Origin of the sequence: Hongsoonwoonella zoysiae (genome assembly GCF_013266695.1) — a bacterium.
GTDB lineage: Bacteria > Pseudomonadota > Alphaproteobacteria > Rhizobiales > Stappiaceae > Hongsoonwoonella > Hongsoonwoonella zoysiae.
Window position 1 is genome coordinate 283,669 of record NZ_JABRXF010000002.1, and the last position, 14,977, is coordinate 298,645.

At 52.4% G+C, this 14,977-nt stretch carries 12 protein-coding genes; 6 read left to right on the top strand and 6 right to left on the bottom strand.

Annotation, left to right across the window (positions count from 1 at the left end; genetic code table 11):
- Nucleotide 1 precedes the first annotated feature (1 nt).
- Nucleotides 2–952: an agmatinase gene (locus HPQ64_RS12600; protein WP_172888853.1), complete on the bottom strand. Its 951-nt coding sequence runs from the start codon at nucleotides 950–952 to the stop codon at nucleotides 2–4.
- A 502-nt stretch (nucleotides 953–1,454) separates the two neighbouring features.
- Here HPQ64_RS12600 and HPQ64_RS12605 point away from each other — a divergent pair.
- From HPQ64_RS12605 to HPQ64_RS12615, 3 genes are all read left to right on the top strand, one after another.
- Nucleotides 1,455–2,138 carry a glycosyltransferase family protein gene (locus HPQ64_RS12605; RefSeq protein ID WP_172888854.1) on the top strand — a complete coding sequence of 228 codons (684 nt, stop codon included), beginning with the start codon at nucleotides 1,455–1,457 and terminating at the stop codon, nucleotides 2,136–2,138.
- Nucleotides 2,139–2,272: 134 nt separating this feature from the next.
- Nucleotides 2,273–4,891: a glycosyltransferase family 2 protein gene (locus tag HPQ64_RS12610; RefSeq protein WP_172888855.1), complete on the top strand. Its 2,619-nt coding sequence runs from the start codon at nucleotides 2,273–2,275 to the stop codon at nucleotides 4,889–4,891.
- Nucleotides 4,891–5,853: a hypothetical protein gene (locus HPQ64_RS12615; protein ID WP_172888856.1), complete on the top strand. Its 963-nt coding sequence runs from the start codon at nucleotides 4,891–4,893 to the stop codon at nucleotides 5,851–5,853. Before HPQ64_RS12610 ends, HPQ64_RS12615 begins: the two co-directional genes overlap by 1 nt.
- Nucleotides 5,854–5,887: 34 nt before the next feature.
- On the opposite strand, the gene rfbA is transcribed toward HPQ64_RS12615, so the two are convergent.
- Genes rfbA through rfbC form a run of 4 tightly spaced genes read right to left on the bottom strand, consistent with a single transcriptional unit; the run spans nucleotide 5,888 to nucleotide 9,337 of the window.
- Complete coding sequence (rfbA, locus tag HPQ64_RS12620) at nucleotides 5,888–6,772, bottom strand: glucose-1-phosphate thymidylyltransferase RfbA (protein WP_172888857.1); 885 nt, start codon at nucleotides 6,770–6,772, stop codon at nucleotides 5,888–5,890.
- Nucleotides 6,769–7,698, bottom strand: a complete 930-nt coding sequence (gene rfbD / locus HPQ64_RS12625; RefSeq protein ID WP_172888858.1) for a dTDP-4-dehydrorhamnose reductase — start codon at nucleotides 7,696–7,698, stop codon at nucleotides 6,769–6,771. The genes rfbA and rfbD overlap by 4 nt, the downstream gene beginning before the upstream one ends.
- A gap of 2 nt (nucleotides 7,699–7,700) precedes the next feature.
- Complete coding sequence (gene rfbB, locus HPQ64_RS12630) at nucleotides 7,701–8,783, bottom strand: dTDP-glucose 4,6-dehydratase (RefSeq protein WP_172888859.1); 1,083 nt, start codon at nucleotides 8,781–8,783, stop codon at nucleotides 7,701–7,703.
- A complete protein-coding gene (gene rfbC / locus HPQ64_RS12635; protein WP_172888860.1) occupies nucleotides 8,780–9,337 on the bottom strand; it encodes a dTDP-4-dehydrorhamnose 3,5-epimerase in 558 nt (185 codons plus the stop codon). The genes rfbB and rfbC overlap by 4 nt, the downstream gene beginning before the upstream one ends.
- Nucleotides 9,338–9,673: 336 nt before the next feature.
- On the opposite strand from rfbC, the gene HPQ64_RS12640 reads away from it, so the two are divergent.
- The 3 genes from HPQ64_RS12640 to HPQ64_RS12650 are packed head-to-tail and all read left to right on the top strand — an operon-like array spanning nucleotide 9,674 to nucleotide 13,976.
- Nucleotides 9,674–10,576, top strand: coding sequence for a hypothetical protein (locus tag HPQ64_RS12640; protein ID WP_172888861.1), 903 nt, complete (start codon nucleotides 9,674–9,676; stop codon nucleotides 10,574–10,576).
- 8 nt (nucleotides 10,577–10,584) lie between these two features.
- Nucleotides 10,585–13,044: a glycosyltransferase family 2 protein gene (locus HPQ64_RS12645; protein WP_172888862.1), complete on the top strand. Its 2,460-nt coding sequence runs from the start codon at nucleotides 10,585–10,587 to the stop codon at nucleotides 13,042–13,044.
- Nucleotides 13,045–13,085: 41 nt separating this feature from the next.
- Nucleotides 13,086–13,976 carry a class I SAM-dependent methyltransferase gene (locus tag HPQ64_RS12650; RefSeq protein ID WP_172888863.1) on the top strand — a complete coding sequence of 297 codons (891 nt, stop codon included), beginning with the start codon at nucleotides 13,086–13,088 and terminating at the stop codon, nucleotides 13,974–13,976.
- 134 nt (nucleotides 13,977–14,110) lie between these two features.
- Here the strand turns inward: HPQ64_RS12650 and HPQ64_RS12655 are convergent, their stop codons facing one another.
- Nucleotides 14,111–14,818 carry a sulfotransferase family protein gene (locus tag HPQ64_RS12655; protein WP_172888864.1) on the bottom strand — a complete coding sequence of 236 codons (708 nt, stop codon included), beginning with the start codon at nucleotides 14,816–14,818 and terminating at the stop codon, nucleotides 14,111–14,113.
- Nucleotides 14,819–14,977: the final 159 nt, after the last annotated feature.

The window sequence follows — 14,977 nt, forward strand, 5'->3', positions numbered from 1 at the left end:
GTCAGCGGTAATGCAGGATGCGGCCGATGACATTCATCAGAAGCTGGGCGGCGAGCGTCGTTGTCGACCCGGTTGGGTCGTAGTCGGGGGCGACTTCCACAAGGTCCAGCCCGACGATGGTGCCGCGCTGGGCTAGCCCGTCCAGGAATTCCAGCATTTCATAGTAATGGAAACCGCCATGGCTCGGCGTGCCCGTGCCGGGCGCGACCGACGGGTCGAAGCCGTCGATATCGATCGTCACGTAATAGCGCGCACCTTCCGGCACGCGGGCGAGCACGCCGTCCACGCCCAGTTTGCGGAACTGGCGCACGGAAAGAATGTCGGAGCCGTAGCGCCGCGGATCCTCGTAACCTTCCTTCGCGGTGGACGAGACATTGCGGATGCCGAGTTGCGTGAGGCCCGTGACGTAAGGCTTTTCCGCGGCGCGGCGCATAGGGTTGCCATGGCCGTAGCGCACGCCGTGACGCTCGTCCACGAAATCGAGGTGCGCGTCGATCTGCACGATGTGGATCGGCTCTTCCCCGTCGAAGGCGTTGATGCAGGGAATGTTGACCGAATGGTCGCCGCCGAGCACGACGGACAGGGCGTTTGCCGCCAGGATCTTGCGCACGCCATATTCGATGTTGGCGTGGCTCTTCATGGTGTCGGTGTGGACGATGTCCGCATCGCCAAGGTCGACGATGCGCGTGGCTTCAGCCGGCAGGTAGGTGACGTCGTCTTCATGGTCGTAAGCACCGGCATGGCCGAAAGAAAAGAGCGTCGACGCCTCGCGGATGCCGCGCGGGCCGAAGCGCGCGCCGGACCGCCACTGCGTTCCAAGGTCGAACGGCGCACCAAGCACCGCGACATCGGCATCGATCTTGTCCCAATCCTCGACGTAAGGATTCTTGCCGAAGGTGCAGATGCCGACGAAGGGCAGGTTCAGGCGACCGGAGGAGCGTTGGTGGGGCATGTTGCGTCACCCGCATTGGCTAGAGCCGGGAACAAATAATCTGACAGATTAAGGAGCGGTCGATCCTTCAGGCAAGCGTCACGGCAACGTGCAGCCGAGTTGTGTCTTTGTGCTTGTCCGCTTGCTTGAGCCCGTCTAGTGACAGACTGCCATGGAGATATTGCTCGACGAGATTTTGAGATGGGCCGGCAAGGTCCACCCGGGGCGCGCGGTCCTGCCAACAACGGACCTTTATTTCTTGAACGCATGCCGGCACTGGCTTGCCCCGGGGCGCCACAGCCGGTTGGAAAGGTGGGGAGCAAACACATTCGCAACGGATAAGGCTATTGTCTGCATACGCCGAGATCATCCCAAGGTGGTCGCACGTGTCCAGTCGGACAGAAACAGGCGGCTCGTCTACGTAATCGATGATGACCTCTGGGCGGCAGAAGAGGATGCCAGCTTGCCGGACGATTACCGCAGGCGACTTGCAATCCTTCGAGAAGGCCAGCACAGGCTTTTGGTGGAAAAGGCTGAGACAATCGTGGTTTCGTCGGACAAAATCGCCCGGCATTACCGCGACAAGCACCAAGTCGCCCGCCTTGATCCGTTCTGGTCCGAACCGCTTGCGGATGGTTTGCATTTTCGCGACGTCGAAAAGGGTGATGCACTTCACATTGCTTATCTGGGCAGCGCGAGCCATGCCGCCGACAGGCTTTTCACGTTTACTGTTCTTGAGGGCTTATTAGGGAAAATGCCGAACCTGAAGATCACGGTATTCGGAGATCACGACCTGCCGGTTTCCCTCAAGAAGGACAGCCGAATTTGTGCCAGCCCGCCTTTGCCATGGATATTTCACCGTAAGCGCGTAGCGGCGTTGAAATGCCATATCGCGCTGTGCCCGATGCTCGATACCCCTTTCAATCGCGGGCGGTCCGTCAACAAACTTATCGAACATGCCGTTGCCGGCGGCATTGGCGTTTACAGCGCAGGCTGGAAAGAGGCGGACCAGGTTCGGGCGGCAGCGGCAGGTTTGTCGTTTGAAGACCGGCCGGAGGTCTGGGTTGAAGGATTGCAGGAGGCAATTTCCAGAAAGGAAGGTCTGAAATCCATTCAGTCGAATGCCAGAACACTGGCGTACCGGCTGAACGATGGGGACAAGCAGCGAATTTTCTGGCAGAACGAGCTTGAAATTGCCGCCTCCTGATGCCTGCCGAGCGTTGCGCGTCCTCCACAAAAATAGGCTGCTTTGTGCGGCTGCGAGGTTCTGGAGTTGAGCGAGCCATCCAATGGGGCGGCGAACTCGGCTCAAAAACTGCCGGAAAGTCGAAAACAGATTTTATGAAGTACGGAATTCTGTCCGACCTGTTCGGGAAGGGCGCTTCATCCAAAAGAGGTGTTGGTTCCGCCGACTATGTATCGGCGGACCGGATTTCAGGTTGGTGGCGACTGCCTGCATCCGCCGAACAAGAACACGCAACAATCCGTATTCACTGTGACGGCCAGCTTATCGGGACTGCGATTGCGAACCAGCCGCAGGCTTCAGCCGTCCATGCAGAACGATGCGGCTTCCGCGTCGATCTGAATTGGCCGGATGGTGTTCCGGACGATTTCTACGACAAGTTGATGCTCGAGGTCTTCGAGCTGGGCTTCGAAGTCCCGATCCGGGAGATCTATCGAAAATCTGCCACCGGGTGGAGCCTTCTGGATCTTACGGCGTGGTGGTTCGGGAGGACCATGAAATTACGCCTCGTACCGGAACGAGATGCGGTCGAACCCGGTGCTGCCCATTCTGTCGCGGGCGGCGATGAGACGCGCATCCGCATCGAGACTGAAGACAACCTTCTGCCTGGCTGGTATCGCATTCGTGCCAGCATGGATAAACAGCCGCTTTCGGCCACACCTCGCCTCCAAGTTGCGCATGATGCGGAATGGCGAAGTGTCAGCGAACATATTCTGGAGATGCGCTCCACCGGAATGGTTGACACGATGGTACGCATCGAGGGGCCGGTAAACGCGCTTCATATCGATACGCTTATTGCCGCCGGAACAACATACATCGAAGAATTCAGGCTGCGCCGCATTGGGACGCCAGAGGTTATGCTGGGTGCATTCCGCCATGCGCCCCGAATGGTATCCGCAGCCTTGTTCTGGCGCCTTTTGGGAAAGAAGGTGCGGGCGCGAAACCGCCTGCGCTCAGCTCTTTCCAGCGCGCCGTTTTCCGCAAGCCGTCTTCACAAGGCAGGCCTTTGGTGGCAGCGGCACGGATTCCTGCCAAGGAGCGAGCGTGAGCTCATCAGGGGGGAGCTCCGCAACTGGAAGGAGAATCGGCCTTGTTTCGCGATTGTGTTGACCTTCGAGGAGGGGACCGCGGAAGCGATCGATGATTCCATCCGGTCGCTTCAGGGGCAGCTTTACCCGGAATGGCGCGCCTATATCGTTGTGCCGCAGGGGGCTGAGGCGATTGCCGGGAAAGCGCGGGGCTTAAGCGAGGACGAAGCAAGGGTCAGGGTAATTGAGGAAATATACGGTACGGCGGATGCGCTGAACGTCGCGTTGGCTGATTTACCAGAAGCAGGCTTCGTCGGGCATATGATAGCCGGTGATCGTTTGATGCCGGACGCGTTTTTCAGGCTTGCACAGGCGGTGCGGGGGGCACCCGATCTCGCCATCCTTTATACGGATCAGGCACTTACGGACGCAGCCGGACGCGTTATCGATCTGCATTTCAAATCCGGATGGAACGAGGAGCTTTTCCTGCATCAGGATTATATCGACCGCCTTGCTGTGATACGCGTCGGCCTGGCCAGAAAAGCGGGCGGATATCGGAAAGTAGCGCAAGGTGCAGAGGTCTATGACATGATCCTGCGCGCAAGCCTTTTGATGCAGAGCAGCCATATTCAGAGGATTGCCCGTCCGCTGATCCTGACGGATATTTCGCAAAATACGGTTGCCCGGGACGATGCGGCACGCGGGCAAGCGCCTCCCGATTCCCGGCTTATATTATTGTCCGACTATCTAGCCCTGCGACCCGGGCCTAAAGCCGAGATTCGTGCTTCGGGCGAGGGCAGGCACCGGGTCGTCTGGCCGCTGCCGAAAAATAGGCCGTTTGTTTCGCTGATCGTGCCGACACGCGACCGGTTGGACTTGCTTAAGCCCTGCATTGACGGGTTGCTGAACAAGACAGAGTATTCGCCGAAAGAGATACTGATCGTCGACAACGACAGCCGCGAGACGGAAACCATTTCCTATTTCAAGGAAATAGCCCAAGACCCTCGCGTGCGGGTGATTTCCTGCCCGGGCCCGTTCAACTACGCGGCGATGAACAACCTGGCTGTGGACAAAGCGCGCGGCGAGTACATCGGCCTCATCAACAACGATATAGAAGTGCTGCGCGGCAGCTGGCTTGAGGAAATGATGCGCCATGCGGTTCGTCCAGAAGGAGGGGCAGTGGGTGCCAAGCTGCTTTACCCGGATGGCCGTATCCAGCATGGCGGCGTCATATGCGGTCTCGGAGGACTGGCAGGACATGGACATCGTTTTGCCCATGAGGCGGCGCCGGGCTATTTCGGGCGCCTCAACGCTCCGCAATATCTTTCAGCCGTTACGGCCGCGTGTCTCGTCGTGGAAAAAAGGAAATTTCTTGCCGTTGGCGGACTTGAGGCGGAACAGCTGAAGGTCGCATTCAACGATGTGGATCTATGCCTGAAATTGCAGGCTGCAGGCTGGAAGAATATCTACACTCCCGAAGCAGTGCTCGTTCATCATGAGTCCGTCTCCCGAGGCCATGATCTCTATGGAGAAAAGGCCGAAAGATATCGGCGCGAGGCAGCCTATCTGCAAGGAACCTGGCGGACCGACAAGGAGGTGGACCGTTACTACAATCCGAACCTCACTCACACCGAAGAGGATTTTTCCTTTACGGACGTTACGGAAGTCATCAGAGAACTGAAAATATAATGGATCGCCCCCCCTATTTTTTCGTGCATATTCCGAAAACCGCAGGAACGAGTTTCCGTTTATCGGTGGAGGAACAGTTCGGTTCGGAAAACCTGATCTATGACTATGGCTCGGGGTCGAATATTACGAACAGGCTTATTCTTGAGAACGTTTATGAGAAAGAAGACCTGTATGCGCTGAAGGGTGCTTTACCTTCAGACCGCCCCGTCATGGTGGCGGGACATGTTTCCCTCTACAAATATGCGGCCCTGAGCGGCGCGGATCGGGTAATCAGTTTTCTGCGCCGTCCCGAAGACCAGATCATTTCCCACTTTCGCCATCACAGGCGGCATCATGGTTTCACCGGTACTTTCGAAGAGTTCGCAAGCCGCCGGGGAATGGCTGAGATCCAAAGCCGCGTTCTTCAGGCGCCGTTGCCACTCGAAGCAATCGGTTTTCTGGGGTTGACCGAGCGTTATTCGGAATCGATTGCCCTGCTCAATCAGACGCTTGGCCTGAACCTGCGCGTTTTGGAAAAAAATGTTTCCCCAACCGATGGCGAGACTGCAATTACGCCGGAAATGCGAGAGATCGCCATTAGAGCTACGCGCGTCGATCGGAACCTGTACGATCGTGTCGCGGGTCTGTTTGAGCGTCGTCTTCGCCAATTCGACGCTGGCCGCCCGTATGTCCACGGCGCGATACTTAGACTTTTGCCACGCGCGATTATCGGTTTTGCTTACCGGATGAACGATACGGATCCGGTTTTCGTACGTTTGACAGTCAACGGCCGCGAGATTACCGATCCGATACCGGCGGCTAGCCACAGGCCGGACCTGGCCGGGTTCGGTGTCACGCGAGCCGGCTTCGTGGGTTACCATATCCATCTCGAGCGGCCGCTTTCTCCTGGCGATGTTGTAGAGGCGTTTGCCGCCGAAGATGAACAGCCGATCGGTAAACAGGCATTCGATCCGGAAAAATAATGGTTTCCCGGAAAAGCCTGCATCGCGATAAACTTCAATCGTCGGTCTGGCCGGCTTCGCGGGCGACTTGCAGAAGGTAGCTTCCGTAACCGTTTTTGGACAGGGCATTGCCGCGATTGATGAGCGCCTCGCTATCGATCCAGCCATTCACGAAGGCGATCTCCTCAGGCACCGCCACGCGCAACCCCTGACGCTTCTCAATGGCCTGAATGTAGCCGGAAGCTTCCACCAGGCTGTCGTGAGTGCCGGTGTCGAACCATGCGTAACCGCGGCCGAGGCGCTCCACCTGGAGGTTGCCGCGTTCCAGATATCGGGCATTGACGTCCGTTATTTCCAGTTCTCCCCTGGAGCTGGGCTTGAGGCCCGCCGCGATGTCGACGACGGAACTGTCGAAGAAATAGAGCCCCGTGACCGCCCAGTTCGAGCGTGGTGTCTGGGGCTTTTCTTCTATGGATGTCGCGCGCCCCTCCGCATCGAAGGCGACAACGCCGTAGCGCTCCGGATCCTGGACGTGATAGGCGAAGACAGTCGCGCCCTCCCGGCGATCGGCGGCACGGCGCATCTTTTCGGTAAGACCCGGCCCGAAAAAGATATTGTCGCCGAGAACAAGCGCGCAAGAATCGGTTCCGATGAATTCCCGTCCGATCAGGAAAGCCTGTGCCAGCCCGTCGGGGCTTGGCTGTTCGGCGAAGGTGAGGCTGATGCCCCACTGGCTTCCGTCGCCCAGCAGATGGCGAAACGCGCCCGCATCCTGCGGCGTGGTGATGATCAGAATATCCTTGATACCCGCGAGCATGAGCGTGCTGAGCGGATAATAGATCATCGGCTTGTCGTAGACCGGCAGAAGCTGCTTGGAAACCGAATAGGTGATCGGATAAAGCCGCGTGCCGGAGCCGCCGGCAAGAATAATGCCTTTCATGGCGATGAGTTTCCTGAATTTCTTGTAAGTCCGGAGCTCGTCCGTTCGTTGTTGAGCGATGCCATAACCTCGGCAAGGGCATCCTGCCAGGAACGAAAGCGGATGCCATGAACCTTCGCGAGCTTCGCACAGTCCAACCGGGAATTCGCCGGGCGTGCCGCCGGCGTCGGAAACTGTGAAGAAGGGATGGCCTCCAACTTAGGAATACGCAAGCCCCGACCTTCGGCTTGTCTGAAGATCTCGCGGGCGAAACCATGCCAACTCGTCTCACCGGAGCCTGCCGCGTGGAATGTGCCATAGCACGCGGGGGAAACGGCATCCAGGCACAGGCGCCGCGATATTGCGACTATGACCTGCGCAAGATCGGCTGCCGACGTTGGCGAGCCGATCTGGTCGTCGACAACGCGCAAAACGTCACGTTCGGATCCGAGCCGCAGCATTGTCTTGACGAAGTTGTGCCCCTTGGCGCCATAGACCCAGGCCGTCCTGAGGATCACATGGCGGTCGCACGCCTTACGAACCGCCTCTTCGCCAGCCAGCTTGCTTGCGCCGTAAACGCCGAGCGGGGCGACAGGGTCGGTTTCGACATATGGTGCGGGTTTCGTGCCGTCGAAAACGTAATCCGTCGAAACATGGATGATCGCAGCACCACATCTTTGCGCGGCTGCGGCAAGATATGCGGGACCATCGCGATTTGCGGCATACGCCGCATCGAGGTCCGCCTCCGCCTTGTCCACCGCGGTGTAGGCAGCGGCATTCACGATAATCTTCGGCCGCGTGCTTGCAACGGCGCGGTCGACGGCGGCACGGTCGGCGATGTCGAGATCACCATGAGCAAAGGCCGCGATTTCGAGGCCGGAATCCCGCGCTCTCGCGGCGACTTCGAATCCGAGCTGGCCGCCGGCACCCGTCAGAAGCACATCCATCGTCAGTCAGCCGTCGCGGGAGCGAATTCCTTTGCGCCCGCCTGCAGGCCGAGGCGCTCGCCGGCATAGCGGCCGGAGCCAATTTCCTCCCACCAGTTCCGGTTGGAAAGATACCAGGCCACCGTCTTCTCCAGCCCTTCCTCGAACGTATGCCTGGGCCGCCAGCCTAGTTCAGTTGTGATTTTGGAGATATCCATCGCGTAGCGAGCGTCATGACCGGGGCGATCCGCAACAAAAGTTATCAGATTCCTGCGGGATCGATCGGCTGGCAATTGACGATCCAGGAGATCGCAAATGGTACGCACGACATCGATGTTGGTCCGCTCCTCTTCGCCGCCGATATTGTAGACCTCGCCCGGCACGCCGTTCTTGACGACGTGCCACAGGGCATCCGCGTGATCGTCGACGAACAGCCAGTCGCGCACGTTTTCGCCCGTGCCATAGACAGGAAGGGGCTTTCCCTCAAGACCGTTCAGGATCATCAGCGGGATGAGCTTTTCCGGAAACTGCCGAGGACCATAGTTGTTGGAGCAGTTGGTGATTAGTGTCGGCAGGCCGTAGGTGTGGTGCCAGGCGCGGACCAGGTGATCGGAACCTGCTTTAGACGCCGAATAGGGGGAGTTCGGAGCGTATGGCGTGGTCTCGCTGAAGGCGCCGTCAGGCCCCAGCGAGCCGTAGACTTCATCCGTGGAGACATGGTGGAAGCGGAACGCATCCCGCTTCGGCGCCGGAATGGCGCTCCAGAATGCGCGGGCCGCCTCGAGAAGGCGATAGGTGCCGATGATATTGGTGTCGATGAAATCGGCCGGCCCGTCGATCGAGCGGTCGACATGGCTTTCCGCCGCCAGGTGCATGACGGCGTCGGGGGCCTCATCCTTGAAAAGTCGCTCCATCGCCGCGCCGTCGCGGATATCCGCCTGCACGAAGCGGTGTCGGGGATGGGCCATCACCTCGCCAAGTGACGTCAGGTTGCCCGCATATGTGAGGCTGTCGACTGTGATGACGTGAACGCCTTCGTCGAGTACAAGTCGACGCACGAGCGCCGAACCGATAAAGCCCGCGCCGCCGGTTACAATAACCTTCATCGATCGTCCTTTTCGTCGTATCTGAAATATTCCGGCAATTCGGCAAGGGTCGGATGGCGCCTATCCTTTTCGGACAGGATTGCACTTGCGGGGTCGATCCCCCAGTCGATGCCAAGCGCAGGATCGTTCCACAATAGCCCCTTGTCATGTTCCGGCGAATAGTAGTTGGATACTTTGTAAAGAACCTCCGTATCCGGCTCCAGGGTCACAAGGCCATGCGCGAAGCCGACCGGAACCAGAATCTGGTTCCAATCCTTGGCGGAAATCACAGCGGAGACATGGCGCCCGAACGTGGGCGAGCCGACGCGCAGGTCCACCGCGACATCGAGGATCGCCCCGCGCACCACGCGCACAAGCTTGTCCTGAGCATATGGAGGTGTCTGAAAATGCAGGCCGCGAACGGTGCCTTTTTCCGCTGAAAAAGCATGATTGTCCTGCACGAAGTCTATGTCGACTCCGGCCTCCAGCAACGTGCGCTTGTTGTAGGTTTCGGAAAAGAAGCCGCGATCGTCTCCGTGTATGGGAGGTCTTAATATTTTAATACTGTTATTCATCAGTCTTATATTTATCTATATTAGGGAATGCTCACGCCAGACAACAGTATATGAACATATATTCTCGAAATTGCAAATTGATATGTGGATAAGTATCAATGCGCGATGACTTATTTCTTGAAACCCTGTTTGATGCCCCAAAATGCGGGATTGGTATCATAGTTCGTGGGAATGAACGTCGCAAAAGGAGTTTGTTCTGTAATGCATATTTGTGTCGCACAAACTCTATTGACGATACAAAACGCAGGTAAGCGGGTGAGGCGGCATTATCCGTGCTGGTGGTAAATTTCCCCAGAAAAATGCTGGTAATCCTGACAGGAAGTGAGCATTAAAGAAATGTCAATTCAGAAAGCAATAAATAAAGAGGCAATTACGAAATATATGAATGTAAATGACTACTATAAAAAAATATTAGAGGCTGAAGAATTTCGAGAATTTTATAATGATAGTTCAAATTGCTACGAAATTGTCGAAGCGATTTGCGATATAGCAAAGAATAAAGAAATTGAGATAATTTCTTTTGACGTTTTCGATACCGCGCTATTGCGGGAAGGTAAGCCAGAAATATTGCGCTTTCTGGAAAGTGCAGAGTGGTTCGTTGGTCGCTGTAGCGAGGCTGGCTTAGCTGTTCGGTTTGAGAAGAAAGATGTTTTCCTAGCGCGGATCATGGCAGCGAAAGCAGCGTATTCGATTTCGCCGAACATTGCTGGAAATAGAGAGGGGCGGCTTCGCGACATAGCTCGTATAACTTGCGACTTGTTAGGTCATCCAGAATTGGCAGATGACTACGTTACGAATGAACTTTTGTATGAAGCAGCCTCGTTGATCGCAAATCCAATGCTGAACCATCTGGAGGAAGCACTGCCGGACATTCCCTTTATTTATGTCTCCGACATGTATATCGAAAGTTTTGACATCAGAACTTTGCTCTCTAGCAAATTTGGTATCGAAAAAATTTACGACGTATATTCTTCTGCGGATTTGAACGGTAGCAAGCGAACTGGCGGAATTTTCTCCTATTTGGAAGGCAAATATCGCACACGAGGGGAAAACATTTTGCATATTGGCGATAATCTTTGGTCAGACTATAAAATGCCCAAAAAAAGCGGTTGGAATGCATTCTATCTTCCAGTGTCGGAAAAAGAAAAGAGGAAAAGACAAGAGTGTTATTTGCAACTTAAAAATCAGTTCTCTGAAATGCAGATCGACATTGAATCACAACTCGCATTTAACATGTGAAACAGAAAATGGCTAATTGGAATTCACTACATCAGTTTGGATATGATGCACTTGGTCCGATCGTCAATGCATATTTGCTTAGGCTACATTCGTATCTTTTGCAGTGCGATGAGAAGGACGACAAGGTTCTATTTTGCCTTAGGGCTGGCCTGCGAATTCAGGAGCTTTATGAAACATGGCTAACCGCCCGAAGCACTGAGGCGCCGGTTGATGTAGAGCTGTTGGGCGTATCGCGCATGATGGCAATCAAGGCAGCCTATTGCTTTGTGCCGAATGTCGCTACTACGGCGCTTGGGCGCGAGTTTTCTGACTGCTCATTAGATCAAATAATAAGAAGCATTCTGAATAAGGAGATCACATCAGGACGTTGCCCTGAGTTTGCTCCGATTGATCAAATGCCTTTACATAAGTTCCTCAAAAGAAATGATAGAATTTCCGAATATGTTAATAATTACCTCCATCAACAATCTAAGATTTATACTGAATATTTGGCACGTATAGCCGGAGACGCCAAGCGCATAATACTTGTAGATTCCGGCTGGAAAGGCACGTCTCAGTTATTACTTAAGGCGGCATATTCAAACTATGAGTGGGAAGGGTTGTATTTCGGATGTATAGGCCGAGCGCAAATCTTTGACCGTCAGCCAGGCATCATGCACGGATTGATTTTTGATAGCCAAACATTTAGGTCAAATAAGCCGGAGACAGCATTCACTATTCATCGCCATGTTATCGAGAGTTTGTTTGAAGCTGGAATACCGTCGTTCGATCATATCGAAGCTAAAGATATTTATAAAAAAATCGATAGGTCAGAATTTTTAAAGACGGAAATAAAAGAAAAATGGGACGAAGTTTATTTGGGAGTGCTGGATTATATTAGGTCAAACGCATCGGATTCGGTTTATGAAATCACAACAAACTATCATCAAGCAGTAAAACTTCTATCCTCCGCAATATGTTATCCGACGCTAGATGATATCTTTTTTGTCTCTGGAAAATCCAGATCTCTGGATCTTGGGCGGTCTGGTGCGGTGGATGCGGTGATGCCAGCCCGGGATCGCTTTGATGGCGACAGCAAGGCTCTTCGGGTGGCAGAAGCCATATGGCCAACTGCACAAGCGCGGGTGGAATATCCAGAGGAAGAAGTCGAGAAACATCAACGGAGAATCGTGACGGAATACACGGATGGTCGCTCTAGTGAGTATTTTGTTGCGAATGAGCAAATGGGCGGTGCTATCGGATCCGGCCCAGGGCACGTAGCTATTATTACCAGGACCAAAGACCGGCCAGTATTGCTAGAACGCGCGGCCAAAAGCGTAGCGGAACAGACATATGAAAATTATACATGGGTGATTGTGAATGATGGTGGAGATATTGGCGAAGTTCTAAGAGTGATTGGCGAGTCTTCTGTTGATCCTACGAAAATCCGCATTTGTTCCAATTCACGTAGCCTTGGAATGGAAGCTGCATCTAATGTTGGAATATATGGCGGGGATTCTGAGTATATAGTCATTCATGATGATGACGATAGTTGGCATTGTGACTTTCTAAAGCAAACGGTCGAATTTTTGACGAGTAATTCTCATGTTTACGATGGCGTGATTACAAAGACTACCTATGTTTCGGAAGAAATATCTGGAAATACGATTATAGAGCACGGTCGCTTCCCCTATAATGACTGGATAAGAGATGTGCAACTTTCCGAGATGATTGTCGGAAATTTCTTTGCCCCTATTGCCTTCTTGTTTCGCCGGCGTGTTCTGGAAGAAATCGGCGGATTTGACGAGACACTTCCCGTGCTTGGGGATTGGGATTTCAATTTGCGGTTCCTTATGAAAGCGAATATCGGTGTCTTGCCCAAGCATCTCGCGTTCTATCATCACAGAGATAGAGGCAGCCAGGCTGGTACTTACTCGAATTCTGTGATCGGTGGTATCGATCGCCACGCCGAATACAATGCGATAGTTCGCAACAAATATATCAGGCGGGCAGCCACGGACGATGAATTCGCGGCGCTCGGCAATCTGATGGCGCTTGGTTTTACACAGTCGGATACGCGTTCTCGATTGAATAATGTCAGAATAACAGGGACCCAAACGGGCGGGGCACCACACGTCTCACCAGTGGGGCACGTTATCGGCGATCCGGATGAATGCCGCCAGGCAATGGAAGGTCTTCAGGCCGAACTGGATGAGCGTTGGATAATGTTGCATCAGATAGCCGATAAATTGATCAAAGCCAAAAAAATGAAAGTATCTGCAATCGAAATAATTGGATCGACAAAAGAAGAAATAAAGGACTATTTGAAGAAAAACAAAATTCACTCGCCGCCGGATTTTGATGATGAGTCGTATCTAAGGAAATATGCGGATGTTTCCGATAGTGTATCGAAAGGGCAGTTTGCCAGTGGTTTTGACCACTATGTAAAACATGGGAAAAACGAGGGTCGCAACCGGCCAAAAATATAAATACCCCAGGTAGCTGTAATTCCATCAAGATGGTGAAACAAATGGCAAAGAGTGCATATATTGAAAGCCTTGAAAAAAAGGCGAATGTGAAGAACTCCATTCAGGAAAAGATACAGGCCGTTATTGACTATTGCTGGGAGGCGCCTGCTGACGCTCTTCCAAATCAGGAAATGATGCAAATAATTGGGAGCCCCAATCCTCAACATTTCAAGTCTGCAATGGCTCATATATTTAGGGAAATGGTTTTACGCGGTGACATTTCGACAGGGTCAACGGTGCTCGATATTGGATGTGGTTGCGGGCGGATGGCTATTCCGTTTTCTCGCTTTTTGGAGACAGGTAAATACTATGGTATCGATGTTTGGGAGGAAGGTATAGAATGGTGTCGAAACAATATTAAACGTGATGGTGTTGAGTTCGAGTTTATTTTGAGAGAGTCTAAGAATAATTATTATTTTTCGGAGGTCGATTTCTCATCGCAAAATGATTACCATTTAGGTGAAATAGAGCGTAATTCGGTCGATTTTGCCTTTGCGATTTCTCTATTTACTCATCTTCGCAGCTTCGATTGTTATAATTATTTTTCTGAGTTGGGCCGTGTTCTTGCTTCTGGTGGTTGCGCCTATGTTACGGCATTTATAATTGATGAGTATTTCTTCGAATATGTGAGGCGTACGGGGATGCATAGCGCGGTTCGGCAGATAGAGCCTGGATGCTACTATGCCTATTCGGGGCAAGATTTTTTCGCGGGTTATACAATGAATAAATGGAAAGAAATTGTCGATAGTTCTGGATTAAAGATTGTTTCATACGATGTAGGCAAGTGGGCGGAGAAGCCTGGGGCGTTGAATCACCAGGATACATTCGCTCTAGTTTCTTCGGCTTATCGAAATGAAAAAAAACCATCAGTGGATCGAATTCCAAATTACTAAAGGTCTGAATATGGCATATAATACAAAATGTCAGTGCGATCGAGAAATAGTGAAATCTGAAATTCATCGCGCATAGTGAGAATGTAAAAATACAAAATTTTTTGTATGCATGATATTTGTGAGTACGGAATGCATCAACGAATGTCTGAGAGTTCCATTGAATAGCCGAAATATATAAAGTCATTAATATATATTGTGCGAACCAATGTGGTTTCTATTTCTCCATAGTATTCACCTATGCGATTGCTGGCGTTAGTTGCATGCCAGTTTATACTAGAATCTCGGATTGTTGCGGTGGCGGATATTAAATCTTGAAGATGACTGTAGTCATGCGAAAACTTCTCAAAATTCCCTAGGAAATGGTACTTTACTCTATCGGGCCGCAGGATATCGTATTGACTCATGAAATGAATATCACGCTCTAATGGAGGTTGCGCGTGAATTCGCTCGAGGAATTCGCGGAATCCAACATTTGCGCCTCTATTGAAACCGAGCGCTGGTAAATGTCGGTGACGCTCCCATTGGTTCTGGACAATTTTATCTAGATAGGCGGACAAAACTCTTGTGAAAGGATTTCTCACAAATGAAAAACGCAAAAACTCATCGCCACTGAAGAGTCGTGATATAGGTAGTTCGATTTCAGAAGGGGATTTTAATGGGGAGTTGACTTTGTCGTGTACATTATCCGGGAGAAGTGAATAATCTCCATTTGTTTCGATAATTTGTAAATATTTTTTGATCGTTGAACAGCAAACTTTTGGTGTTTCCATATACAAAATATTTTTTGATGCGGATATGTTTGCCAGATAATTAAGTTTATTGAAATTGTACTCGAATATCATAGTTTTAACCTGCATTGGGTCCATTTTATTTGGATGCATTTCTAATTGTATGGCAGAAATTTCAGTGCACTTTCAGCTCCCTTGTCGATTTGGTTACAGATTGGATGAATCGGTATTCGTAGGCCTCATAAAGTAGAATTCTATCGAGATTGGCTCAAT